Genomic DNA, 22,698 nt, shown 5'->3' with positions numbered 1-22,698 from the left:
GCGACACGAACAGCAGGCCCGGGTCACCGCCGCGACCTGGGCCTGCCCGCTTGCGGGGGCCACTCTCAGACCCGCGCCCCCAACGCCTCCACCACGTCCTCGGCCAGGCCGATCTCGGTGAGCACCTCGCGGGTGTGGGTACCGACGACCGGCGCACGCCTCGGCGTCGTGGCCGGAGTCCCGAGGAACCGGGGCGCAGGCGCGGGCTGGAGTACGCCGCCGTCGGTGTAGTAGGTACCGCGCGCGACGTTGTGAGGGTGGCGCGCCGCCTCGGTCAGGCCGTACACGGGCGTGACGCACGACTGCGTCCCGTCGAAGAGCTCCGCCCACTCCTCGCGCGTACGACCGCCGAAGATCTCGGCGAGCCGGTCTCCCATCGCGGGCCAGGCGTCGCGGTCCAGTTGCTTGGCGAAGAGCGGGTCGCCGCTCAGGCCGAGGAGGTCGAGAAGGGTGGCGTAGAACTGCGGCTCCACGCTGCCCACCGCCAGGTGTCCGCCGTCGGCGGTCCGGTACGTACGGTAGAACGGCGCGGCGCCGTCGAAGAGATTCGAGGCCCGCTCGTCGACCCACCGGCCGGTCGCCAACAGACCGTGGATCAGTGCGAGTTGCACGGCGGTGCCGTCCGTCATGGCGGCGTCGACGACCTGCCCCTTGCCGGTCGTCCGCGAGTTCACCAGCGCGGTGGTGATCCCGAGGGCCAGCAGCATGCCGCCGCCACCCATGTCACCGAAGAGGTTCAGCGGAACCGGCGGGTTCTCCTCGGCGCCGCCGAGCGCGCCCAACGCCCCTGCGACAGCTATGTAGTTGATGTCGTGACCCGGCACCTGCGCCAGCGGCCCGTCCTGACCCCAGCCGGTCATCCGGCCGTAGACGAGCCGGGGGTTGCGGGCCAGACAGGCATCGGGGCCGACCCCCAACCGCTCCGCGACACCGGGGCGGAAGCCCTCGATCACCGCGTCGGCGGTGTCAACGACAGCGAGCACGGCCTCGACGCCCGCCGGGTCCTTGAGGTCGAGGGCGACCGAGCGGCGACCCCGGTGCAGGATCGGATGCTTGGACGCGGCACCGGCCTCGGCGGGCCGGTCGACGCGAATGACGTCGGCGCCCTGGTCGGCGAGGAGCATGCCGGCAAAGGGACCGGGGCCGATGCCGCCGAGTTCGACGACGCGGATTCCGGACAGCGGTCCGGCCGGGGCGGAGGGTGCGGTGGTCACGAGGCGCTCGACTTTCCGTACGGCCCGAGGGCGAAGACGACGAAGACAGGGAGGGCCTCGGCCGCCCCGCCGGGGGCGAGCGGGGCGGCCGAGGCGCGGGGCGGAGCCGGGAGCCTGAGGTCAGGCTCTTACAGCCCGAGGTCCTTGGCGATGATGGTCTTCATGACCTCGCTGGTACCGCCGTAGATGCGGGAGACGCGGGTGTCCGCGTACAGGCGGGCAATCGGGTACTCCAGCATGTAGCCGTAACCCCCGTGCAACTGAAGGCACTTGTCGATCACGCGCCCCGCGACCTCGGTGCCGAACAGCTTGATCTTCGCGGCGTCGGCACCGGTCAGCTCACCCAGGTCGTCGAGCTCGATGCCCCGGTCGACCATGGCCTGCAGCGCCTCGACCTCGGTGGAGCACTCGGCGAGCACGAACTTGGTGTTCTGGAAGGCAGCCACCGGCTTGCCGAACACCTGCCGCTCCCGTACGTACGCGCGGGCGAACTCGACGGCGGCGGTGGCGGTGGCCGCGGCGCCGACCCCGATCGAGAGCCGCTCGCGGGGCAGGTTCCGGCCGAGATAGGAGAAGCCCTTGTCCTGCTCGCCGAGCAGGTTCTCGGCCGGAACGCACACATCGGTGAACGACAGCTCCGAGGTGTCGGAGGAGCGCAGGCCGATCTTGTCCAGCTTGCGGCCGTAGGCGAAGCCCTCGCTGTCGGTCGGGACGACGAACAAGCTGAGGCCGTGCCTGCGGTTCTCGGCAGTGGCGGGCGCGGTGCGGGCCGCGACGACGCACAGCTCGGAGTTGCGGGCGCCGGTGATGAAGGTCTTGGCGCCGTTGAGGACGTAGTGCGTGCCGTCCTCGGAGAGCCTGGCAGTGGTGCGGATGCCCGCCAGGTCCGAGCCTGTGCCGGGCTCGGTCATGGCGATGCAGAGCATGATGTCGCCCGCGGCGATGCCTGGCAGCCAGCGCTTCTTCTGCTCCTCGCCCGCGAGGTCCAGCAGGTAGGGCAGGACGATGCCGGTGGAGACGCCGTAGTGGCCGAAGGAGACGGCGGCGCGGGCACACTCCTCGTTGATGACGCCCTGGTACTTGTAGCTGGTCTCGCCGGCACCGCCGAGCTCCTCGGGGATGTCGAAGCCCATGACCCCGAGCGCGCCGAGCTTGCGGAAGAGGTCACGGTCGACGAGGTTGTCCCGCTCCCACTGCTCGAAGTGCGGCGTCACTTCCCTGGCGATGAAGTCCCGGATCATCGCCCGGAAGTCCTCGTGTTCCTGGGTGTAGAGGGTGCGCTTCATGGGTGGGAGGCTCCTGAGGACGAACTTCTCTGGTTACTGTGGATTCACTTTCTTGCAGATAACCCCTGGCGTCAAGCCTTGCCTTCCAATGACTCACGGTTTTCAAGCGTTCCGATGTCGCGAGTCGCGGCCAGCCGTTCGGCATCCCGGTCGGGGTTCACGAGGAACAGTGCGGCACCGGCACCGGCGATCATGGTGACGCCGAGCACGAGGAACGCGTTCGCGTACCCCGCCGCATCGGAGGAGGCAGCGTCGATCAGCCTGCCGATCACGAGCGGGGCCACGACCGCACCGAGGCTGTAGATTCCGGTGACGATCCCGAAGACGGCCCCACGCTGCTTCACGGGGGCGACGTCCGAGAGGCCGGCGAAGGCGACGCCGTAGCCGGCGGAGTTCAGGCAGGCCCCGATCACGAGCAACGTCATCTGCGGCGCACCTCGATCGAGGGACGCGAAGGCGACCGTACAGATGCCCGAGACGACAACGAGGACGGCGGGCAGCACACCGCGGGTGATCCGGTTGCCGACCCCGCGCCTGGTCAGCACGCTGGAGATGACACCGACGAGGATCACCGCCGCCGCGGCTCCCAGATAGGGCAGGACGACCAGCTTGCCCGCGATGCCCGCGTCGTAGCCGAGCCCTTCGCGCAGATAGAGCGGAAGCCAGCTGACGGCGACCGACGTATTGGCGTACGCGACGAAGAACAGCAGCGACAGGCCGATGAGGGTGCCGGTGGAGAACAGCCGCCGCAGCGGCACCCGTTCGGGCAGTACGGCCACCTTCGCACCCGCGACCGGGGATGCGGCCTCAGGACCGGAGTCGCCGCCGAACAGCCACAACACGACGAACACGGCCCCGAACGCCGCCAGGACGCCAAAGGCCGCGTGCCACGAGTACGTCTCGATGACCCAGGTGAGGCCGGGAGCCGCGACCAGTGGCCCGATCCCGGCCCCCGCGATGACGATCGAACTGGGCACACCCCTCTTGCGTGGGGGGAACCAGGAGTGCGCCACCTGCATGGCCAGGGCCACGGTCGGCCCCTCCGCGAAACCGAGCACGACGCGGCACACGACGATCGTGGCGAACCCGACCTGGGCGATCATCGGAGCGAGGCTCAGGACCCACACCGTCGCGATCCCGGCGAGCAACCAGCGCGCCCGCACCTTGCCACCCAGTCGGCCGCCGAGCACGGCACCGACGGCGAAGAGCCAAAAGAAGGCACTCTGAATGACGCCGAACTGCGCGGAGTCCAGGCCCAGCTCCTTCTTCATGCCCATTCCGGCCAGGCCCACGACCACCTTGTCGGCGAAGTTGACGAGCATCAGACAGACGAGCAGTCCCAGCACGATCCAAGGCCGGCGCCCCGATGCGGGCGCGGCAGCCCCGGACGTGCACGCCGATACGACTCCCGGCGCATCGTGGTCTTCGACAACCATGGGCGACCCTTCCTGGTCCAGCGGGCTGATGTGAGCCGGAAGTGAATCAGCCCTAACTCGACTGGGCAAGAGATTGAACAGAAGACACCTGCCTGTTGGCATCAAAGACGTTCAGAGTGACGTAGCCTTAACTGTCTTCTCTTTGACACGAAGGCAGCTACGACTGCACAGGATCATGATCGGGACCGTGACCGCATGTTGTACGTTGAGGCGACATGACTGACGGTGAAGAGCGAGGGTGGGATGCAGACGGAAGCATCACGGCGGACGACCGCGCGCAGACCCTCTGACCGCAGGGCCCGGATCATCGCCGCGGCCTCCGGCCTGTTCCGGGAGCGCGGTTACCACAATGTCTCAGTCGCTGATGTGGCAGCCGATGTCGGCATCACGGCCCCCGCCCTCTACCGCCACTTCAAGGGCAAGCCCGATCTGCTGGTGCACGTCGTCGACGCCACCATGACCACCATCACGGACTCCGCGGCAGCCGCCCCCGACCTCGACACCTACCTGCGCACCTCGGCCACGCAGACCCTGGATCGGCGCGGCTCGGCCGTCCTGTGGCAGCGCGAAGCACGCCACCTGCCGGAGGACCGGCGCCGGGAGCAGGCTCGCGCCCTGATCGGCATCGCCGAGCGGATCGGCGACCTCCTCCACGTCGAGCGCCCCGAACTCGACCAGGCCGACCGACAGTTGTTGGCCTGGTCGGTCCTGTCCGTATACGGGTCCACGTCGTGGCATCGCGCGTCGCTGCCCCGCCGCCGCTTCGAGCAACTCCTGTACCGCCTTGGGTACGCGGCGGCACACTGCCCGCTCGGCACCCGAAGCGCGTCCGGCGAGGCGCCCCTGCTGGGTGACTACGCCGGGCTCGCCGTGTCCCGCCGGGAGGAGATCCTCATCGAGGCGATCCGGCTCTTCGACGAGCGGGGTTTCCAGTCGGTGAGCACCGACGACATCGGCGAGGCCGCAGGAGCCACAGGCCCCAGCATCTACAAGCACTTCCCCACCAAGACCGACCTGCTCGTGGCCGCGGTACTGCGCGGCGGCGAGCAGCGCAGGGCCGGGACGGCGCAAGCCCTGGCGAGGCCCGGCACGCCGCGGGAAACTCTGGACCGGCTGCTGCGTTCGTACATCGATTTCGCCCTGAGCCAGAGCCACTTGATCGGCCTGTTGATCGGCGAGCTGGACCAACTCCCCGAGAAGGAACGCAAGGCAGCACGACAGACGCAGCGGGAGTACCTCGCGCTGTGGGCGCGCCTGCTCGACGAGGTCCGACCCGGGCTCGACGCGACCGAGGCCAGGATCATCGTCATGGCGGTCCTCACGGTCGTCGACAACGCGGCCCGCACGAGGGCCACGGGAGAGCGCCCCGACCTTGCCGACCGCCTCATCGAGATCGGCACGGCGCTGCTGTTGGCGGAGGGCCAGGGCGGCGCCGCCTAGGAGTTGTCTTCAAATGTCGCGCCCACATCAGGAGCGAGGCGAGGGTGACGGCTGCTTGGTAGGACTCGGCGGTCTTGTCGTAGCGGGTGGCGATGCCGCGCCATTGCTCGAGACGGTTGATGTTCCACCCGACGGTGTTGCGCTGCTTGTACGCCTCGCGGTCGAAGGCGGGTCGCCTGTCACCGTCGCTGCCGCGCCGCATGCGATGACGGAGCTGGTAGGGTCCGCCGGACTCGGAATGATCGTCTGGATGCCCCGCTGACGCAGGTGGTCACGGATCGCGCGGGAGGAATAGGCCTTGTCGGCCAAGACCATGTCCGGCCTGGTGCGGGGCCGTCCACGTCGTCGGGGAACCCGGAGCCGAGCCATGACGTCGGTGAACACGGGTGCGTCCCCGGCCTGTCCGGCCGTCAGCTGGAAGGCCAGCAGCGGCCGTCGGAGGCCAGCCAGGTGGATCTTTGTGGTCAGTCCGCCGCGGGAGCGGCCGACGGTGTGGTCGGCCGGTTCGCCGGGCGGGCCCCCTTTTGCGCTCCGGCGGCGTGCTGGTGGGCGCGCACGATCGTGGAGTCCACCGGGACCACCCAGTTGAGGTCCTCGTCGGCATCGGCCTGGGCCATCAGCGCGGTGAAGACGCGTTCCCATATGCCGTCGACGGCCCATATCCGCAGCCGGTTGTAGACGCCGCGCCAGTTGCGTACCGCTCCGGCGGGCACCGTGAACCGAGTGAAATCAAGAATCCTCATCACTGCTGGGGAAGGCAGCGGAACAGGTGAGGCAGCCGTGCGTGCGCGAAGCGGATCCAGTGCCGGGCCGAGGGAAAACCCAGCAACACCTGTGCCACGGTCAGACATACCAACTCGGCGTCGGACAGTTTCGGGGGTCGCCCGATCCGGCGGGCACCCTTCTCCGTGGTCGCGGCCAGCCAGACACCGGACTCATTCGTCTAGGTGTATTGACCACGAGCGACAGTGGAGGCGTCGCTGCGACCGGGCAAACCATCGATCCCTCCTTGACGCAGCTGTTCGCGCAGGCGGGTACCGTCCGCTGCAGGCGAGGCTCCGTAGAGATGACGGTAGTCGCGGGTGAAGTGGGGGACGCTTCGGTAGCCGACGGCGAGGGCCACTTGTGCTGCGGATTCTCCAAGGACGACCATGCGGTGGCGGGCCTCGCCTAGGCGCAGGCGCTTGAGGTATTGCATGGGTGTCATGGAGGTCGCTTCCTTGAAGCGTCGGTGCAGGGTCGGCTGGCTGGTGCGGGTCTCGGTGGCGAGTGTCTTCATGGACCACGGCTCGGCCATGCGGTCGGTCAGCAGGCTCACGGCACGGGGCACGATGGGGTCACTGTCGTCGAGGGCGGCCAGGACACGGGGTGCTTGGTCGGTTTGCAGCAGGCGCAGCACGAGTTCCCGGGAGATCAGCGGGCCGAGGATGGGGATGTGTTCGGGCTCGTCAAGCAAGGCGAGCAGTCGTGAGAAGGCGTCGGTCAGGGCAGGTGACCACACGCCGAGCCGGTCCATCCGTACCGCACGGTGGGCCTTGTGGGGCATCACGGCGGCGACTTCTGCCAGGAGTGTCGGGTCGAGCTGCCATCGGGCTGCCAGGAAGCCTCGTTGTGGGTCGGTCTCGACGACGCTGGACACGAGCGGGAGGCCGACCGGGGTGATGATGAACCTCTCCCGGCCCCAGACCTGGTCGTCATCGCCGATGAGTGTGCGTTTTTGTCCCGCGAGAACAGTGGACAGGGACGGGGTGTAGTGCTGGTATCCGGGCTCGGTCGCAGCGGTGACGTGGCTGAGCCGGAGACCGAGCGTCTGCGCCCGTGCCCGGTCCGGGGCGTGGCGCATCACGATCTCGGCGGCTCGTTCGAGGCTCTGGGTAGTCGCGGCGTCCATCCCCCTATCCAAAACCCCGTCCCGGCCGGTCGCCGTGCGGGACACGATCTGGCAAGGGGCTGATCGTGTCAGGCAAGGCGCAAGGCGGCACGAAGGCAGACGATTGAGGCATGGAAACGAATGAGCAGCTTCTGGCCTCCCTCACCTCCGACACTGCACTTGCCGGGCGTACCGCGCTGGTCACCGGGTCGTCGAGCGGGATCGGCGAGGCCATCGCCCGGGTTCTCGCTGCCTCGGGTGTCGAGGTCGTCGTCAGTGGCCGGGATGCCGGACGGGCACAGCGCGTCGTGGAGCGGATCGTCAAGAGCGGTGGGCGGGCCCACGCCATCACTGCGGAGCTCGGCGCCGAGCCAGCCGACATCCGTGCTTTCGCCCTGCGGGCGCAGGACGCCCTTGGCGGCGCCGTCGACATCCTCGTCAACAACGCGGGTGTGTACCCGGGCCTACTTACCGAGATGGTGACTGACGAGGAGATGCAGGCGCTGTGGGCGACCAACATCCGCGCCCCGCATGTGCTGGTCGCCGAGCTGGCGCCACGCATGGCCGAGCGGGGAGCCGGCGTCATCGTGAACATCGGCTCGTGGATGGCCCGAGTGGGCGTCCCCTTCAAGGCCCTGTATCCGGCGACCAAGGCGGCCGTCGAACAGCTGACCCGGGCCTGGGCGGCGGAGTACGGCCCTCGTGGGGTCCGTGTGAACACCGTCGCGCCGGGAGCAACGGCCACCCCGGGCACGTCGGGCGGCGCGGACCAACTGGCTGAAATGACCAAGGGAACCCCTGCTGGGGCCCCTGTACGGCCGGTCGACATCGCCTACGCGGTCCGCTTCCTCGTCTCCGACCAGGCGGCGTTCGTGCACGGCGCCACGCTCGACGTCGACGGCGGGATCGCAGCCACCCGCCTGCGCTGACCGGAACCGAACCCGGTCACAGATCTCCGGCATTTCTCTGCGAAGGATGCACTCACTCATGCGTTCCACCGTCGGCTGGGCCGTCCACGAGCCCGGCAGCCCCCTCACCCCGTGGCCCTTCACGCGCCGTGACCTGCGCGACGACGACATCGCTGTGCAGATCCACTACTGCGGTGTGTGCGGCTCGGATCTGCACGCCGTGCGCCATACCGGTCCACAGGACACCCCGCTGGTCGCCGGACACGAGATGACCGGCACCGTCACCGCGATCGGGCCCGCCGTCACAGCCCTGAAGCCCGGTGACCCGGTCGCCATCGGCAACGTGGTCGACTCCTGCGGAACCTGCCCCGCCTGCACCCAAGGCCGGGAGAACTGGTGCTTCGACTACCCGACCGTCACCTACGGCGGCCGGGACCGCGTCGACCACACCCTCACCCAAGGCGGCTTCTCCGGCGAGTACGTCGCCCGTGAAAGGTTCGTCCACGCCCTGCCCGCCGGCCTGGACCCCGCGGCGGCAGCACCCCTGCTGTGTGCCGGCGTCACCGTCTACGCACCGCTGCGCCGCTGGGCAGCAGGTCCCGGCAAAACGGTTGGCGTCGTCGGCATCGGCGGCCTCGGCCACCTGGGCATCAAATACGCCCACGCCCTGGGTGCCCACGTGGTCGCCCTGACCACCTCACCGGGCAAAGCCGACCAGGCACGCAAACTCGGTGCGGCCGAGGCCATCGTGACCACCGACCCCGCGGCCATGGCCGCAACGAAATGGCGCTTCGACCTGATCCTGGACACCGTCGGCGCCCCCCATCGCCTGGACCCCTACCTGCAAGCACTCAAACTCGACGGCACCCTGGTCACGGTCGGCGCCCCGCCACAGGACTGGCAGATCAATCCCTCCAGCCTCCGCTACGGCGAAAAGCGCCTGACCGGCAGCGGCGGAGACGGCACCCGCATGGTCCGGGACATGCTCGCCTTCAGCGCCTCACACAACATCACCGCCGACATCGAACTGCTCCCCGCCACCGAGATCAACACAGCACTCGACCGCCTGGAACGCAACGACGTGCGCTACCGCTTCGTCCTCGACATGGCCCGGTAGCAGTAGCCCGAGACCGGCCATACTCAGCCGTCGCGCGGTCGATGGAACATGGCGGCGCCCTGGACCGACATGGGTTTGCCCCAAGACCACCGACTGCGCTCCGCGCGATCAGCGCACTCCCGCCCGGTCTTACGCAAGACCAGCCACGCACGACCGCAGACCTACGGCCGTACCCCTTTGACCTGCGCTCCCACCGCTGCGCCACCAGCCCGCCAGTCCATGCGCACCGCTCCCCTCGCGCGCGGAGGCTGTCCCGACCAAAGAGGTCCTCCGTGTCCCACCCCAATGCCCGACTCACCGTCCACGGCAGACGTCTCCTTGTCGCCCGGGTACGCTCCGGCCGCCCCGTCGCACACGTAAGCGACGAAATGGGTATCTCCCGCACCACCGCCTACAAGTGGGTTCGACGCTGGCGCGCCGAAGGCGACGACGGACTGTATGACCGCTCCAGTCACCCCCTGTCGACCCCGCACCGCACCCCCACCGCAATAGAGGAACGCATCTGCGAGCTCCGGCGCGAGCGCAAACTCGGCCCCGCACGCATCGGTCCGATCCTGGCTATACCCGCCTCTACCGTCCATCGCGTCCTGACCCGCCACCAGATGAACCGGCTGCGCTGGATGGACCGGCCCACCGGCCAGGTCATTCGCCGCTACGAACGTGAACGCCCCGGCGAACTGATCCACGTCGACATCAAGAAGCTCGGCAACATTCCCGACGGCGGCGGCCACCGGATCATGCCCCGCCAGCAAGCCCTCGCGAACCGTCAGGCCACGACCGGAGCACAAAAGGGCGGCAGCCCCGTCATCGGCTACAGCTTCATCCACACTGCCATCGACGATCACTCCCGGCTCGCCTACAGCGAGGTTCTGACCGACGAACGCAAAGAGACCGCAGCCTCCTTCTGGGAGCGCGCAAACGTCTTCTTCGCCGCCCACGGCATCACCGTGGAGCGCGTTCTCACAGACAACGGATCCTGCTACAGATCCCAGCTATTCGCCCAGACTCTCAACGCAGCCGGCATCGTCCACAAACGCACACGTCCCTATCGCCCTCAGACGAACGGCAAGGTCGAGCGTCTGAATCGCACCCTGCTCGACGAATGGGCATACGTGCGCCCGTACTCCAGCAACGCCGAACGAACCGAAGCCCTGGCAGACTTCCTGCACACCTATAACTACCACCGATGCCACACCGCTCTTGGCGGCCAGCCACCCATCAGCCGCGTAAACAACCCTGCGGGTCAATACATCTAGGACAGCAGCGGGCGCGGCGGCACCGGCGTGGAGACGACGAGCGAACTGGTCGTCTGCCCGTGCAACAGGAAGCGGTCCAGCACGACTTCGAGGTCTTCCAGCGCCGCCACATGCACCTTGAACAGGAAACAGTCCTCCCCCGAGATCCGGTGGCACTCGCTCACCTCCGGCGTCCGCTCGGCGAGTTCGGTGATACGGGACATCTGGCCTGGCCCGGGGCGCAACCGGATCCAGGCCGCGACCGGGCGACCCAGCGCCGCGGGGTCCACGTCGAGCCGGTAGCCGCGGATGACGCCCGCCTCCTCCAGCCGCCGCACGCGCTCCCGCACCGTGGGAGCCGAGACGCCCAGTTCGCGGGCGAGGTCCGAGGCGCCCCTGCGGGGGTCGGCGGCCAGCAGGCGCAGCAGGGCGCCGCTCAGCTCGTCGATCGCGGCCGCCGCGGAGGGCCGTTTTCCGTTCCGAAAGTGATCGCTGGTCATCGCTTTCCCGTCCGAAGACAACGAACCCGCCCCGCCTTCAATGATCGATAGCTCTGTGCGCTGCTGGTTTCTAGGTTAGATGGCATGCAGAACCCCGACACGGGAACCGCCCGCACGCACGGCGCCACCCGCGAAGGACCGGGCCCGCGCACCCCCGGTACTCCCCGCTTCCGGCGCGTGCCGCCGCACGCCTACTTCGTCGTCAGCGCCGTCTTCCACTACCTCGGCCCCGCCTTCGCCGTCCTGCTCTTCGCCCGCGTGGAGCCGCTGGGCGTCGCCTGGCTGCGGATCGTGACGGCCGCCGCCGTCTTCGCCGTGTGGCGGCGACCCTGGCGGCGGTGGCGTGCCGCCGACCGGGCGACGCGGTGGTCGCTGCTGGCCTGGGGCGTACTGCTCGCGGTCATGAACTCCAGCTTCTATCTCGCCCTCGACAGACTGCCGTTGGGCACCGTTGCGGCGATCGAATTCCTGCCCGTGATCGCCCTCGCGACCGTCGCCGTACGCAGCGGGCGCAACCTGCTCGCGCTGGTCACGGCGGTCGCCGGGGTGTCCCTGCTGACCGATGTGCACCTGGCCGTCGAACCGCTCGGGCTGTTCTACGCGGCCGTCAACGCCGCGCTCTTCACGCTCTACGTCGTCCTCGCCCACCGCGCCTCCCGCAACCCGGCCGTCAGCGGCATCGACGGACTCGCGCTGGCCATGCTCATCGCCTCGGCCGCCGCCCTGCCTTTCGGCGTCACCCAGGCCGTACCCGCGCTCAGCGACCCCGTTCTGCTGGCCGCCGGCGCCGGCGTGGGCATCTGCTCGTCGGTGATCCCCTACGTGTGCGACCAGCTGGCGATGGCCCGCCTGAGCCGGGGCACGTACGCGCTGCTCGTGTGCCTGATGCCCGCCACGGCGACCGTGATCGGGGTGGTGGTGCTGGCGCAGGTCCCGGTGGCGCTGGAGATCGCGGGGGTCGTGCTCGTGGTGCTGGGGGTCGCCGTACACCGAGAACGCGCGCCAAACGCGCCCGAACCCGGCGGCGCCGACAGGGCCGACGGGGCCGTCACCGAAGCCAACCCCCGAAACGACGAACACCCCTAGAACGAGGAACACCCATGGACTACACCCGGCTGGGCACCACCGGTCTGACCGTCTCCCGCATCTGCCTGGGCATGATGAGCTACGGCGACCGCTCCCGGCGCGCCTGGCACCTCGAGGAGACGGCGGCCGAACCCCTCGTACGACGCGCCGTCGAGGCCGGTGTCACCTTCTTCGACACCGCCGACGTGTACGACGGCGGCGCCAGCGAGGTCGTGACCGGCAACCTGCTGCGCAGGCTCTTCCCCGACCGGGAGGCGTACGTACTGGCGACGAAGGTCTACTTCCCCACCGGTCCCTCCCACAACGACCGCGGCCTGTCCCGCAAACACATCATGGCCGCCATCGACGCGTCCCTGCGCAGGCTGGGCACGGAGTACGTGGACCTGTACCAGATCCACCGCTGGGACCCCGAGACCCCCATCGAGGAGACGATGGAGGCCCTGCACGACGTCGTACGCGCCGGAAAGGCCCGCTACATCGGGGCTTCCGCCATGTACGCCTGGCAGTTCGCGAAGGCGCAGCAGACGGCGCGCGAGGCGGGTTGGACGCGGTTCGTCTCGATGCAGAACCACTACAACCTCGTCTACCGCGAGGAGGAGCGCGAGATGCTCCCGCTCTGCGCCGACCAGGGCGTCGGCGTGATCCCGCACAGCCCGCTCGCCCGCGGGCTGCTCGCGGGCGCACGCGAGCGGGGCGGCGTGCGCAGCACCGTACGGGCCGCCAACGATCCGCTGGCCGAGGAGATGTACGAGGACGCCGACTTCGACGTGGTCGACTCCGTCCGCGCCCTCGCCGCCGAACGAGGCGTCTCCGCCGCGCAGATCGCCCTCGCCTGGCTTCTGGACAACCCCGTCGTCGACGCCCCCGTCATCGGCGCCACGAAACCCGCCCACCTGGAAGAAGCCCTCGCCTCCGTCACTGTCACCCTCACCCCCGACGAACGCAAACGCCTGGAGGCCCCCTACCGCCCCCACCGCATCCTCGACCACACCTGACCAACCCCCGCAGGCCGACGATCAGCACCGAAGGGGCCCTGCGAGCTGGCTTGCCCCTGTCGGGGATCTTGGAGTTTCGCGGTGCGGCTGCATGGTCAAGGGGCATGCTCGGGCAGTTCCGATGACCGATGCAGCTGTCGAGGTGCCCGTTGTCCCTCCGCCCGCGTTCCGATGAACAAGTCCCGCCTCTGACTGCGCAGGTCGCGCGGGCGAGCAACCCGGCGGCACGACGGCGACATGGGTGCGCGACCGGCTGGATGGCCTGTGGCGTGACGAGGACTTCGTCGACTGGTACCCGCGTGACGGACGCCCGGTTCTCTCGCCTGCTCAACTGGCTACCGTCTGTGTGTTGCGGTTCCTGCTCGGCCTGTCGGACCGGCAGGCCGCCGAGGCGGTCCGCTACCGCATCGACTTCAAGCACGCCGTGGCCATGGAGCTGGATGACCCCGGCTTCCACCACAGCGTGCTGGCCGACTTCCGCGACCGTCTCGCCGACAGCGACCGTGCTGACCGCCTCCTCGACCTCGCGCCGGCCCGCCTCAAGGAGGCCGGCCTGGTGCGCGAGCGCACCACACAGCGCACCGACTCCACCCCTGTCCTGGCCGTGGTGCGTGACCTGACCCGCCTGGAGCTGATCACCGAGGCGGTCCTCGCCGCACTGGAAGAAATCGCCGACACCTCCCTCTCATCTGCTGGACGAGCTGGTTGATGAGGACTGGGGGCACCGCTACGGCCACCCGGTCCGCCTGAGCAAGAACCCCACCAAGCCCAAGACCAGGATCCTTGCCACCGGAAACGACGCTGTCCGGCTCCTGGACCACCTCTACGGGCACGGAGCAGACTGCACGTCCGGCCTCGTATCCAGGCTCTGCGCCAGATCATGGTGAGAACTACCACCGCGACGCCGCAGGACACCTGCGCCGGCACGCCGCCGAGACGGAATGCGGACCTGGGCTGCCGCCCCCCCCTGACGGCCATCGCCGTCAACATCGAGCGCCTCAGCGGACTGCCGCCGACCGAAGAAGCACCCACGCCCCGCCGGCCGACTGCCTCCCAGAACTACCTCGACCAGCGCGAGATACCCCGATTCACGGAATCGCGGCCAGAACCTCGGCGGGACCCTCCGACCGGCTGTGCTCCGCCGTAGGGCATGCCTGGGATTCGTGAACCAGCGGGACGCCTGACGCCTCGGCCCAATGAAGCTCCACCCACCGGCAGCTGCAGCTGCAGCTCAAACTGCACCGTCGAATGGTTCAGGTCTCAACAGGTGCCCAACACGGCTCCTCCATCGATACTGGCGACAGAGCCGCAGACACCGACAAACACCACATGACAACCCGTCAGTAAAGTCAGCATTGAGTCAGCAACAGCCCGGCCCGACCTCGCCACCGACCGACCCGGACCACCAAGATCGAGAACTACAAAATACCCACATGACCAGGCACGACGCAGGTCACGGCATTCCTTGCTCACGCCACCCGGAGGTACCAATGAAGATGCTGATCAACGTAGCCGAGACGGTCGTCGCCGACGCCTTGCGCGGGATGGCCGCCGCCCACCCCGAGCTGAACGTGGACGTCGAGAACCGGGTGATCGCTCGCCGGGACGCGCCGGTGGCCGGGAAGGTGGCGTTGGTGTCGGGGGGCGGGTCCGGGCACGAGCCTCTGCACGGTGGGTTCGTCGGTCCCGGGATGCTCGCCGCGGCCTGCCCCGGTGAGGTGTTCACCTCGCCCGTGCCGGATCAGATGGTGCGGGCCGCCGCCGCGGTGGACAGCGGCGCCGGCGTCTTGTTCATCGTGAAGAACTACACCGGTGACGTGCTGAACTTCGACATGGCCGCCGAGCTCGCCGAGGACGAGGGTGTGCAGGTCGCCAAGGTGCTCGTCAACGACGACGTCGCCGTCACCGACTCCCTCTACACCGCCGGGCGGCGCGGCACCGGGGCGACCCTTTTCGTGGAGAAGATCGCCGGTGCCGCCGCCGAGGAGGGTCAGCCGCTGGAGCGCGTCGAGGCGATCGCCCGGCAGGTCAATGAGAACGCGCGGAGCTTCGGCGTCGCGTTGAGCGCCTGCAGTACGCCGTCCAAGGGTGCGCCCACCTTCGACCTGCCGTCCGGCGAGCTGGAGTTGGGGATCGGCATCCACGGCGAGCCGGGCCGGGAGCGGCGCCCCATGATGACGTCCGGGGAGATCGCCGACTTCTCCGTGAACGCCGTCCTTGAGGACCTCAACCCCAGCAGTCCCGTGCTGGTTCTGGTCAACGGCATGGGTGCCACGCCGCTGCTGGAGCTGTACGGATTCAACGCCGAGGTGCAGCGGGCGCTCGAGGAGCGCGGCGTGCCGGTCGCCCGCACACTCGTCGGGAACTATGTCACCGCACTCGACATGGCCGGCGCCTCCGTCACGATCTGCCAGGCCGACGAGGAGTTGCTGCGCCTGTGGGACGCGCCCGTCAGCACGGCGGGCCTTCGCTGGGGCATGTGACGGTTCACGGAAATCCGACACACCACCACGCACACATCACGCACACCATCACGTCAACGAACCTGTAACGCAAGGAGATCACGTGCTCGACGCCGACTTCTTCCGGCGATGGCTGACGGTGGCCGCCGCGGCCGTGGACCGTGAGGCCGACCGGCTCACCGACCTCGACTCGCCGATCGGCGACGCGGACCACGGCAGCAATCTGCAGCGCGGTTTCAACGCCGTGCGCGCCACTCTCGACAAGGACGCCCCGGACACCCCGGGAGCCGTACTCACCACGGCGGGACGGCAGTTGATCTCGACGGTGGGCGGCGCTTCGGGGCCGCTGTACGGGACGCTGCTGCGCCGCACCGGCAAGGCACTGGGCGACGCGGCCGAGGTCGGCGAGGCGGACTTCGCGCAGGCGCTGAAGGCCGGCGTCGACGCCGTCGCCGCGCTCGGCGGGGCCGCTCCCGGCGACAAGACGATGCTCGATGCCCTCGTACCCGCGGTGGAGGCGCTCGCCGAGGGGGACTTCGCCGCGGCGCGGTCGGCGGCCGAGCACGGGGCCGAGGCCACCATTCCGCTCCAGGCTCGCAAGGGGCGGGCGAGTTACCTCGGCGAGCGCAGCATCGGGCACCAGGATCCGGGCGCCACGTCGTCGGCGCTGCTGATCGCCGCGCTGGCCGAGGCGGCGGGGGCCGAGTCGTGAGCGCCCCCGACAAGTCCGTCGGCATCGTGCTGGTCTCGCACAGCAAGGACGTCGCCGAGTCCGTGGCGCGGCTCGCGGCCGGGCTCTCCGGGGGCGGCGACACCGCGCCCGTCGCGGCGGCCGGCGGCACGGAGGACGGCGGCCTCGGCACCAGCTCGGAGCTGATCTCGGCGGCCGCCGCAGAGGTCGACCGGGGCGCGGGTGTCGCGGTCCTCGTCGACCTCGGCAGCGCCGTGCTGACCGTGAAGGCGCTGCTGGCCGAGGGCGACGAACTCCCGGACGGCACTCGCCTCGTGGACGCCCCCTTCGTGGAGGGCGCGATCGCCGCGGTCGTCACCGCTTCCACCGGGGCGGACCTGGACGCGGTCGCGGCGGCGGCCTCGGAGGCGTACACGTACCGGAAGGAATGAGGAGGTAGGGAGGCGACGAGTGACCTCCCCGCCCCCTCAACGGGCCTTTGGTACAGACCTGTTGGCGCGAACCCCTTGAGGAAATCCCTCCTCTCGTGCCATACAGGTCTGTACCAATCCGTTCGAACGGAAGGCCCTCCGTGCGACGCCTCCCCCCACGCGCCCCGCTCGCCCACGCGGCCTGCGCCGCCGCGCTCGTGCCCGTGCTCACCTCCTGCGGTCTCCTCTCCGACAGCGCGAAGGCCGAGGGGCCCGCCCTCTCCGCGCCGGCCGGGGTCACCGCGCAGGCCGGAAGCGCCACCTCCGTGCACGTCATGTGGAACCGGCCCGCGAGCACGGCCGAGGTCAAGGGGTACGAGGTGTACCGCGGCGCCAAGCGCGTGCAGCGGCTTTCCGCGCGGCAGCACATGGTCGACGTCACCGGGCTCGACCCCACGTCCCGCTACGTGTTCACGGTGCGCGCCCGCGGCACCGACGGCTCGCTGGGGCCCGCCAGCACCCGCGTCACCGTCACCACCCCGGCCGCCGTCAAGGAGGACCGCGCCGCGCCGAGCCGGCCGACCGGGCTGCGCGGGGAGGCGGACGGGGGCCGGGCCGTGTCGCTGACGTGGCGGAAGGCGACGGACGACCGGGGTATCGCCTCGTACGACATCTATCAGGGCGCCGCGAAGATCCACAGCGTGGGCGGCAAGGAGACGCGGGCGCTGGTCACCGGGTTGCGGCCGGGGACCGCGTACGCGTTCAGCGTGCGGGCCCGGGACGCCGCCGACAACACCTCGGCCGCGAGCGGGACGCTGCGCCTGACGACCGCGCGGGGCAAGGGCGAGGCGGGGCCGGGTACCGCCCCATCGGGGTTCGAGGCGTCGGCGCGCGGCTCGAAGGGCGCGTACTACATCGACCTGGCGTGGACGCCGCCTCGGACCGGCGGCGAGGTCCCGGCATACCAGGTGTTCCTGGACGGCCGGGAGGCGACGACGGTGATGTGGGGCGAGAGCGCGCCGGCCGACTCGTCGACGTACAGCTTCTACATCGGCAAGAAGCCGCACGTGCGGCACCGGGTGAAGCTGCGTGCGCAGTTGCCGGACGGGACGTGGGGCGCCTTCTCGGCGGAGCGGACCGTGACCACGGGGGGCCGCTGAGGATCAGTCCAACTCCGTCAGGGTGCGCTCCAGCCAGTCCACCCAGAACCGTTCGAGGTCGATGCCCGCGCGCAGCACCGCGTGCTGGAGACGGTCGGCCTCGCTGTTCTTGCCCGGCGGGAAGTCCCGCTTCTCGATGTCCTGGTACGTGGCCAACTGCTCGCGGTGCAGGGCGAGATGACGCGTCAGGTCCTCGGCGATGCCGTCCGTGCCGACGACCGCGGCCGAACGCAGGCGCAGCGGCAGTGGGTCGCGCAGGGGTCTCGGATCCTGCGGGGCGGCGGTCCAGCGGGCGAGTTCGGCGCGGCCTTGCGGCAGCACCTCGTACTCCTTCTTCTGGCCGCGCGCGGGTGTCTCGTTGGGCAGCGCGCGGATCAGACCCTCGCGTTCGAGTTTGCCGAGCTCCCGGTAGATCTGCTGGTGCGTGGCCGACCAGAAGTAGCCGATGGACTTGTCGAACCTGCGGGTCAGTTCGAGGCCCGACGACGGCTTCTCCAGGAGCGCCGTGAGGATCGCGTGCGGGAGTGACATGTCGCCCAGAGTACGAGTAGGTGAGGGCGGCCACGCGTCCGGCGGGCCCGGACACGTGACCACCCGGTCTCGGAGAGGGTCCTACAGGGCCGCCGCGACCTCGGTGCCCTGCTTGATGGCGCGCTTGGCGTCGAGTTCGGCCGCGAGGTCGGCGCCGCCGATCAGGTGCGGGGTACGACCGGCGGCCACCAGGTCGTCGTACAGCGAGCGGTGGGGTTCCTGGCCCGCACACAGGACGACGGTGTCGACGGGGATGAGGGACTGCTCGCCCTCGACGGTGACGTGCAGGCCCGCGTCGTCGATCAGGTCGTACGTGGCGCCCGCGACCATGGTGACGCCGCGGTGGCGCAGTTCGGTGCGGTGGATCCAGCCGGTCGTCTTGCCGAGGCCCGCGCCGACCTTGGTGGTCTTGCGCTGGACGAGGTGCACCTGGCGGGGCGGGGTGGGGCGCTCGGGCCTGGTGAGGCCGCCGCGGTCGGCGTAGTCCATGTCGACGCCCCACTGCCGGAAGTACGTGGCCGGGTCGAGGCTCGCCTTGGAGCCGTCGTCGGTGAGGTACTCGGCGACGTCGAAGCCGATGCCGCCGGCACCGATGATCGCGACGCGGTCGCCGACGGGCGCCTGGCCGCGCAGGACGTCGAGGTAGCCGACGACCTTCGGGTGGTCGACTCCGTCGATGGCGGGGGTGCGTGGGGCGACGCCGGTGGCGACGACGACCTCGTCGTAGGAGTCGAGGTCGTCGGCCTCGACGCGGGTCTCCAACTTGACGGTCACGCCGTGCAGTTCGAGCTGCGTGCGGAAGTAGCGCAGCGTCTCGTTGAACTCCTCCTTGCCGGGGACCTGGCGGGCCACGTTGAGCTGCCCGCCGATCTCGGCGGCGGCGTCGAAGAGGGTCACGTCGTGGCCGCGCTCGGAGGTGCTGACGGCGCAGGCGAGTCCGGCGGGGCCCGCGCCGACGACGGCGACGCGCTTCTTCAACCGGGTGGGGGTCAGCACCAGTTCGGTCTCGTGGCAGGCGCGCGGGTTCACCAGGCAGGAGGTGATCTGGAGGCTGAAGATGTGGTCGAGGCAGGCCTGGTTGCAGCCGATGCACGTGTTGATGGTGTCGGAGCGCTCTGCGGCGGCCTTGTTCACGAATTCCGGGTCGGCGAGCATCGGGCGCGCCATGGAGACCATGTCGGCGGCGCCGTCGGCGAGCAACTCCTCGGCGAGTTCCGGGGTGTTGATGCGGTTGGTGGTCACCAGCGGCACGCTCACCTCGCCCATGACCTTCTTGGTGACGAAGGTGTACGCGCCGCGCGGCACGGAGGTGGCGATGGTGGGAATGCGGGCCTCGTGCCAGCCGATGCCGGTGTTGATGATGGTGGCTCCGGCCGCCTCGATCTCCTTGGCGAGGTGCACGACCTCGTCCAGGGTCGAGCCGCCGGGGACCAGGTCCAGCATGGAAAGCCGGTAGATGAGGATGAAGTCCGGGCCGACCCGCTCGCGCACGCGCCGCACGATCTCGACGGCGAACCGGATCCGGTTCTCGTACGTACCGCCCCAGCGGTCCTCGCGGTGGTTGGTGGCGGAGACGATGAACTCGTTGATGAGGTAGCCCTCGGAGCCCATGACCTCGACGCCGTCGTACCCGGCGGACTTGGCGAGCTCGGCGGCGCGCGCGTAGTCCTCGATGGTCCGCTCGACCTCTTCGTCGGTGAGGGCGCGCGGGACGTGGGCGCTGATCGGCGCCTGCACGGCGCTCGGGGCGACGAGCCCCGCGTGGTGTGCGTACCGGCCGAAGTGCAGGATCTGCATGGCGATCTTGCCGCCCGCCGCGTGCACGGCGTCGGTGACCTCGCGGTGCTGCGCGGCCTCCGCCTCGGTGGTCATCTTGGCGCCGCCGTCGAAGGTGCAGCCCTCGGCGTTGGGCGCGATGCCGCCGGTGACCATGAGGCCGACGCCGCCGCGGGCGCGGGTGGCGTAGAACTCGGCCATGCGCGCGAACCCGTTGGGCGCCTCCTCCAGGCCCACGTGCATCGAGCCCATCAGAACGCGGTTCGGCAGTGTCGTGAAGCCGAGGTCGAGCGGGGCGAGAAGGTGCGGGTAGCGGCTCATGGGGCCCTCCGTGAGCGGTGAACGGTCGAGTCAGTTGTAGAGGACCCGCCACCGCTTTTGCAACAAGTTGCATAAGAGATTCGCGCCACGTCCGACCGGTGCCGGACAGAACTGGGTTGTAGAGTGCAACGAGCATCGGGAAAGGAACCGTCGTGGCCCAGCCAGATCACCCGGCCGACCGCGAGGCGGCCGTGGAGACCATTCAGCGCGAGCTGACCTCGTTCGCCCGGCGCGCGCGGGCCACCGCCGCGCGGATGCACCCGGAGCTCTCGCTCGTCTCGTACTCGCTGCTCGCCCACCTCGACGAGCGGGGCGGCTGCCGCGCCACGGACCTGGCGGCGCACTACGCCCTCGACAAGTCGACCGTCAGCCGCCAGGTGGGCGCCCTCCAGCGGGCCGGCCTCGTGATCCGGCGCGTCGACCCCGACGACCACCGGGTCCAGGTCCTGCACCCGACCGAGGCGGGCGCCGACGTCCTGCGTCAGGTGACCGTCAACCGCCGCCAGATATTCGGCGACCGCCTGGCGGACTGGCCGGAGGAGGACCTGGAGCGGTTCGCGGACTATCTGGTGCGCTACAACCACGCGACACAGGAAGAGCCGTAGGGCCTGATCCAAACGACAGGCCCCAGGCCACCACTCCGGCCGCCACTCCGCCCTACCGGGGCGCGCGCACCGTCCGGAAGCGGGTCGTGTTGCGCAGGTGGAAGCCCAGGGACTCGTACAGGCGGATCGCGCTCTTGTTGCCCTCGCCGGTGTGCAGGAACGGGGTCTCGCCGCGCTCCTGGACGACGGCCGCGACGGCCTTGACCAGGCGGCCCGCGAGGCCCTTGCCCCGGTGGTCCGGATCGGTGCACACGGCGCTGACCTCGGTGTATCCGGGCAGGTGCAGGCGCTCCCCCGCCATGGCGACGAGCGCGCCGTCCTGGCGGATCCCCAGGTACGTGCCGAGCTCTATGGTGCGGGGCGTGAACGGGCCCGGCCGGGTGCGGGCCACCAGGTCGAGCATCTCCGGCACGTCGTCGGCGCCGAGCAGGACGGCCTCCGGGTCGGGGCTCGCGTCGACCGCGTCGCCGACCATCCGCACGCCCGCGAAGTCCACCGTCGTCTCCCAGCCCTCCGGCAGCTCGACGTCCGTGCCGAGCAGCGGCAGCGTTCCGTCGGGAGCCGCGAACGCGGCGAGGCCCGCCCAGTCCGAGGGGCCGGGGTCAGGGGGCAGCGCGGTCCACGGCGTGACGTCGGTGGGGTAGCGCAGCGCCATGCCGCTGCCGCCACGCTCGGCGAAATGCGCGTGCGGGCCGGTGAGCGCGGCGTACGCGGGGTGGTCGAGGGGGTGGAACCCGCCGTCCTCGGTGTGCGGCGCGGCGGGGCCGGTGGCACCCTCGTGCGGTGCGTACGTCTGCGTGTGCGTCGGCGTCTGCGTCATCCGTCGGAACCTTCGAACCTTCTCCTGTGCCTCTGCCGCACCATCCGTGGGATGCGGCCACAAGATCAGAACCTCCGGAAGGGCCGACGCATTCCCGGACCCCCGCAACGGACCCCTTCCCGGACCCCGCACACTGCGCGCGCGATCACGCTTGGCATCCTGGCGCGATGCCGTTCACGTCACTGAGTGATCACGTCGAGTCCCTCCTGCACGAGGCCGCCGGGGAGCCACTGCCGATCGTCGCGGCGGGCGACCCGGTGCTCCGCCGCCCCGCCGAGCCCGTCGACGGGCAGCTCCCGGACGAGCTGCTTGCCCGGCTGATCGCCGCGATGCGGGCCACCATGCACGCCGCACCCGGCGTGGGCCTGGCCGCGCCGCAGATCGGGGTGGGGCTGCGGCTCGCCGTCCTCGAGGACGCGGCGGCCGTCAGCGAGGAGGTGCGGGCGGCGCGTGGGCGGGTTCCACAGCCGTTCCGGGTACTGGTCAACCCGTCGTACGACGGCGTGGGCGCGCGCCAAGTGGCGTTCTACGAAGGGTGCTTGAGCGTGCCCGGCTATCAGGCAGTCACCGCCCGGCACGAGCGCGTGCGGCTGCGCGCCCTCGACGAGCAAGGGCGGGCGGTGGACGAGGAGTTCACGGGCTGGCCCGCGCGGATCGTGCAGCACGAGACGGACCACCTGAGCGGCACGCTCTACCTGGACCGGGCCGAGCTGCGGTCCCTGTCGTCCACGCAGAACGCCGCGGCGGTGGAGCGCTGGGTGCAGCCGACGCCCCAACTCGCCGCTCGGGAGCTGGGGTTCGAGCTCCCTTCATCCGACTGACGTGTCGTCCGACT

At 70.0% G+C, this 22,698-nt stretch carries 21 protein-coding genes and 2 pseudogenes; 13 read left to right on the top strand and 10 right to left on the bottom strand.

Going from position 1 to position 22,698, the window contains the following annotated elements; all coding sequences use genetic code 11:
* Nucleotides 1–65 precede the first annotated feature (65 nt).
* The 3 genes from ACWD2L_RS00885 to ACWD2L_RS00875 form a co-directional block, all read right to left on the bottom strand.
* A complete protein-coding gene (locus tag ACWD2L_RS00885; protein ID WP_351330407.1) occupies nucleotides 66–1,214 on the bottom strand; it encodes a CaiB/BaiF CoA transferase family protein in 1,149 nt (382 codons plus the stop codon).
* A 128-nt stretch (nucleotides 1,215–1,342) separates the two neighbouring features.
* Nucleotides 1,343–2,500 (bottom strand): acyl-CoA dehydrogenase family protein, encoded by a 1,158-nt coding sequence (locus ACWD2L_RS00880; protein WP_351330409.1) that lies wholly within the window; start codon nucleotides 2,498–2,500, stop codon nucleotides 1,343–1,345.
* A 71-nt stretch (nucleotides 2,501–2,571) separates the two neighbouring features.
* Nucleotides 2,572–3,936, bottom strand: a complete 1,365-nt coding sequence (locus tag ACWD2L_RS00875) for an MFS transporter (RefSeq protein ID WP_351330411.1) — start codon at nucleotides 3,934–3,936, stop codon at nucleotides 2,572–2,574.
* 243 nt (nucleotides 3,937–4,179) lie between these two features.
* On the opposite strand from ACWD2L_RS00875, the gene ACWD2L_RS00870 reads away from it, so the two are divergent.
* Nucleotides 4,180–5,376, top strand: a complete 1,197-nt coding sequence (locus ACWD2L_RS00870; RefSeq protein WP_351330413.1) for a TetR/AcrR family transcriptional regulator — start codon at nucleotides 4,180–4,182, stop codon at nucleotides 5,374–5,376.
* On the opposite strand, the pseudogene ACWD2L_RS00865 reads toward ACWD2L_RS00870, so the two are convergent.
* The 3 genes and pseudogenes from ACWD2L_RS00865 to ACWD2L_RS00855 form a co-directional block, all read right to left on the bottom strand.
* Nucleotides 5,321–6,053, bottom strand: a pseudogene (locus ACWD2L_RS00865) (IS5 family transposase); the annotation flags it as partial. The gene ACWD2L_RS00870 and the pseudogene ACWD2L_RS00865 sit on opposite strands and share 56 nt — an antisense overlap.
* A gap of 68 nt (nucleotides 6,054–6,121) precedes the next feature.
* A pseudogene (locus tag ACWD2L_RS00860) lies at nucleotides 6,122–6,271 on the bottom strand (IS982 family transposase); the annotation flags it as partial.
* A gap of 48 nt (nucleotides 6,272–6,319) precedes the next feature.
* Nucleotides 6,320–7,267 (bottom strand): AraC family transcriptional regulator, encoded by a 948-nt coding sequence (locus ACWD2L_RS00855; RefSeq protein WP_351330415.1) that lies wholly within the window; start codon nucleotides 7,265–7,267, stop codon nucleotides 6,320–6,322.
* A gap of 110 nt (nucleotides 7,268–7,377) precedes the next feature.
* Between ACWD2L_RS00855 and ACWD2L_RS00850 the strand changes: the two genes are divergently transcribed.
* From ACWD2L_RS00850 to ACWD2L_RS00840, 3 genes are all read left to right on the top strand, one after another.
* Nucleotides 7,378–8,175, top strand: a complete 798-nt coding sequence (locus ACWD2L_RS00850) for an SDR family NAD(P)-dependent oxidoreductase (RefSeq protein ID WP_351330417.1) — start codon at nucleotides 7,378–7,380, stop codon at nucleotides 8,173–8,175.
* A gap of 58 nt (nucleotides 8,176–8,233) precedes the next feature.
* Nucleotides 8,234–9,271, top strand: a complete 1,038-nt coding sequence (locus tag ACWD2L_RS00845; RefSeq protein ID WP_351330418.1) for an NAD(P)-dependent alcohol dehydrogenase — start codon at nucleotides 8,234–8,236, stop codon at nucleotides 9,269–9,271.
* A 272-nt stretch (nucleotides 9,272–9,543) separates the two neighbouring features.
* Nucleotides 9,544–10,527: an IS481 family transposase gene (locus tag ACWD2L_RS00840; protein ID WP_351330420.1), complete on the top strand. Its 984-nt coding sequence runs from the start codon at nucleotides 9,544–9,546 to the stop codon at nucleotides 10,525–10,527.
* Here the strand turns inward: ACWD2L_RS00840 and ACWD2L_RS00835 are convergent.
* Nucleotides 10,524–11,006, bottom strand: coding sequence for an Lrp/AsnC family transcriptional regulator (locus ACWD2L_RS00835; protein ID WP_351330422.1), 483 nt, complete (start codon nucleotides 11,004–11,006; stop codon nucleotides 10,524–10,526). The two genes, ACWD2L_RS00840 and ACWD2L_RS00835, sit on opposite strands and share 4 nt — an antisense overlap.
* An 84-nt stretch (nucleotides 11,007–11,090) precedes the next feature.
* Between ACWD2L_RS00835 and ACWD2L_RS00830 the strand changes: the two genes are divergently transcribed.
* The 7 genes from ACWD2L_RS00830 to ACWD2L_RS00800 all read left to right on the top strand — a co-directional run bounded on the left by ACWD2L_RS00830 (nucleotide 11,091) and on the right by ACWD2L_RS00800 (nucleotide 17,810).
* Nucleotides 11,091–12,092: an EamA family transporter gene (locus ACWD2L_RS00830; protein ID WP_351330424.1), complete on the top strand. Its 1,002-nt coding sequence runs from the start codon at nucleotides 11,091–11,093 to the stop codon at nucleotides 12,090–12,092.
* Nucleotides 12,093–12,106: 14 nt separating this feature from the next.
* On the top strand, nucleotides 12,107–13,087 hold the full coding sequence (locus ACWD2L_RS00825) for an aldo/keto reductase (RefSeq protein WP_351330426.1): 981 nt from the start codon (nucleotides 12,107–12,109) through the stop codon (nucleotides 13,085–13,087).
* A gap of 241 nt (nucleotides 13,088–13,328) precedes the next feature.
* The gene (locus tag ACWD2L_RS00820) at nucleotides 13,329–13,796 is read left to right on the top strand and encodes a transposase (protein ID WP_351330427.1); all 468 of its coding nucleotides are present in this window, start codon (nucleotides 13,329–13,331) and stop codon (nucleotides 13,794–13,796) included.
* A 781-nt stretch (nucleotides 13,797–14,577) separates the two neighbouring features.
* Nucleotides 14,578–15,570 (top strand): dihydroxyacetone kinase subunit DhaK, encoded by a 993-nt coding sequence (gene dhaK, locus ACWD2L_RS00815; RefSeq protein ID WP_351330429.1) that lies wholly within the window; start codon nucleotides 14,578–14,580, stop codon nucleotides 15,568–15,570.
* Between the two features lie 82 nt (nucleotides 15,571–15,652).
* The gene (gene dhaL, locus ACWD2L_RS00810; RefSeq protein WP_351330430.1) at nucleotides 15,653–16,261 is read left to right on the top strand and encodes a dihydroxyacetone kinase subunit DhaL; all 609 of its coding nucleotides are present in this window, start codon (nucleotides 15,653–15,655) and stop codon (nucleotides 16,259–16,261) included.
* A complete protein-coding gene (dhaM, locus tag ACWD2L_RS00805) occupies nucleotides 16,258–16,671 on the top strand; it encodes a dihydroxyacetone kinase phosphoryl donor subunit DhaM (RefSeq protein ID WP_351330431.1) in 414 nt (137 codons plus the stop codon). Before dhaL ends, dhaM begins: the two co-directional genes overlap by 4 nt.
* 140 nt (nucleotides 16,672–16,811) lie before the next feature.
* Nucleotides 16,812–17,810 (top strand): fibronectin type III domain-containing protein, encoded by a 999-nt coding sequence (locus ACWD2L_RS00800; RefSeq protein ID WP_351330433.1) that lies wholly within the window; start codon nucleotides 16,812–16,814, stop codon nucleotides 17,808–17,810.
* Between the two features lie 3 nt (nucleotides 17,811–17,813).
* On the opposite strand, the gene ACWD2L_RS00795 is transcribed toward ACWD2L_RS00800, so the two are convergent.
* Both ACWD2L_RS00795 and ACWD2L_RS00790 read right to left on the bottom strand, forming a co-directional pair.
* Complete coding sequence (locus ACWD2L_RS00795; protein WP_351330434.1) at nucleotides 17,814–18,341, bottom strand: PadR family transcriptional regulator; 528 nt, start codon at nucleotides 18,339–18,341, stop codon at nucleotides 17,814–17,816.
* An 81-nt stretch (nucleotides 18,342–18,422) separates the two neighbouring features.
* Nucleotides 18,423–20,438 (bottom strand): NADPH-dependent 2,4-dienoyl-CoA reductase, encoded by a 2,016-nt coding sequence (locus tag ACWD2L_RS00790; RefSeq protein WP_351330435.1) that lies wholly within the window; start codon nucleotides 20,436–20,438, stop codon nucleotides 18,423–18,425.
* 152 nt (nucleotides 20,439–20,590) lie between these two features.
* Here ACWD2L_RS00790 and ACWD2L_RS00785 point away from each other — a divergent pair, with 152 nt between their 5' ends.
* Nucleotides 20,591–21,043, top strand: a complete 453-nt coding sequence (locus tag ACWD2L_RS00785) for a MarR family winged helix-turn-helix transcriptional regulator (protein ID WP_351330437.1) — start codon at nucleotides 20,591–20,593, stop codon at nucleotides 21,041–21,043.
* A gap of 52 nt (nucleotides 21,044–21,095) precedes the next feature.
* On the opposite strand, the gene ACWD2L_RS00780 is transcribed toward ACWD2L_RS00785, so the two are convergent.
* A complete protein-coding gene (locus ACWD2L_RS00780; RefSeq protein WP_351330439.1) occupies nucleotides 21,096–21,863 on the bottom strand; it encodes a GNAT family N-acetyltransferase in 768 nt (255 codons plus the stop codon).
* Nucleotides 21,864–22,030: 167 nt separating this feature from the next.
* Here ACWD2L_RS00780 and def point away from each other — a divergent pair, with 167 nt between their 5' ends.
* Nucleotides 22,031–22,684: a peptide deformylase gene (def, locus tag ACWD2L_RS00775; RefSeq protein WP_351330440.1), complete on the top strand. Its 654-nt coding sequence runs from the start codon at nucleotides 22,031–22,033 to the stop codon at nucleotides 22,682–22,684.
* The last annotated feature ends 14 nt before the right edge of the window (nucleotides 22,685–22,698 follow it).

The sequence above is a fragment of the Streptomyces sp. NPDC002754 genome, assembly GCF_053592315.1.
The sequence above is the reverse complement of the archived record's forward strand: the minus strand, read 5'-3'. Positions and strand labels throughout refer to the sequence as shown.

Coding starts and splice junctions, on each gene's coding strand:
- ACWD2L_RS00870 (WP_351330413.1), top strand. CDS start 4,180: ATGCAGACGGAAGCATCACGGCGGACGACCGCGCGCAGACCCTCTGAC.
- ACWD2L_RS00850 (WP_351330417.1), top strand. CDS start 7,378: ATGGAAACGAATGAGCAGCTTCTGGCCTCCCTCACCTCCGACACTGCA.
- ACWD2L_RS00845 (WP_351330418.1), top strand. CDS start 8,234: ATGCGTTCCACCGTCGGCTGGGCCGTCCACGAGCCCGGCAGCCCCCTC.
- def (WP_351330440.1), top strand. CDS start 22,031: ATGCCGTTCACGTCACTGAGTGATCACGTCGAGTCCCTCCTGCACGAG.
- ACWD2L_RS00790 (WP_351330435.1), bottom strand. CDS start 20,438: ATGAGCCGCTACCCGCACCTTCTCGCCCCGCTCGACCTCGGCTTCACG.
- ACWD2L_RS00880 (WP_351330409.1), bottom strand. CDS start 2,500: ATGAAGCGCACCCTCTACACCCAGGAACACGAGGACTTCCGGGCGATG.
- ACWD2L_RS00825 (WP_351330426.1), top strand. CDS start 12,107: ATGGACTACACCCGGCTGGGCACCACCGGTCTGACCGTCTCCCGCATC.
- ACWD2L_RS00835 (WP_351330422.1), bottom strand. CDS start 11,006: ATGACCAGCGATCACTTTCGGAACGGAAAACGGCCCTCCGCGGCGGCC.
- ACWD2L_RS00855 (WP_351330415.1), bottom strand. CDS start 7,267: ATGGACGCCGCGACTACCCAGAGCCTCGAACGAGCCGCCGAGATCGTG.
- ACWD2L_RS00830 (WP_351330424.1), top strand. CDS start 11,091: ATGCAGAACCCCGACACGGGAACCGCCCGCACGCACGGCGCCACCCGC.
- dhaK (WP_351330429.1), top strand. CDS start 14,578: ATGAAGATGCTGATCAACGTAGCCGAGACGGTCGTCGCCGACGCCTTG.
- ACWD2L_RS00875 (WP_351330411.1), bottom strand. CDS start 3,936: ATGGTTGTCGAAGACCACGATGCGCCGGGAGTCGTATCGGCGTGCACG.
- ACWD2L_RS00795 (WP_351330434.1), bottom strand. CDS start 18,341: ATGTCACTCCCGCACGCGATCCTCACGGCGCTCCTGGAGAAGCCGTCG.
- ACWD2L_RS00780 (WP_351330439.1), bottom strand. CDS start 21,863: ATGACGCAGACGCCGACGCACACGCAGACGTACGCACCGCACGAGGGT.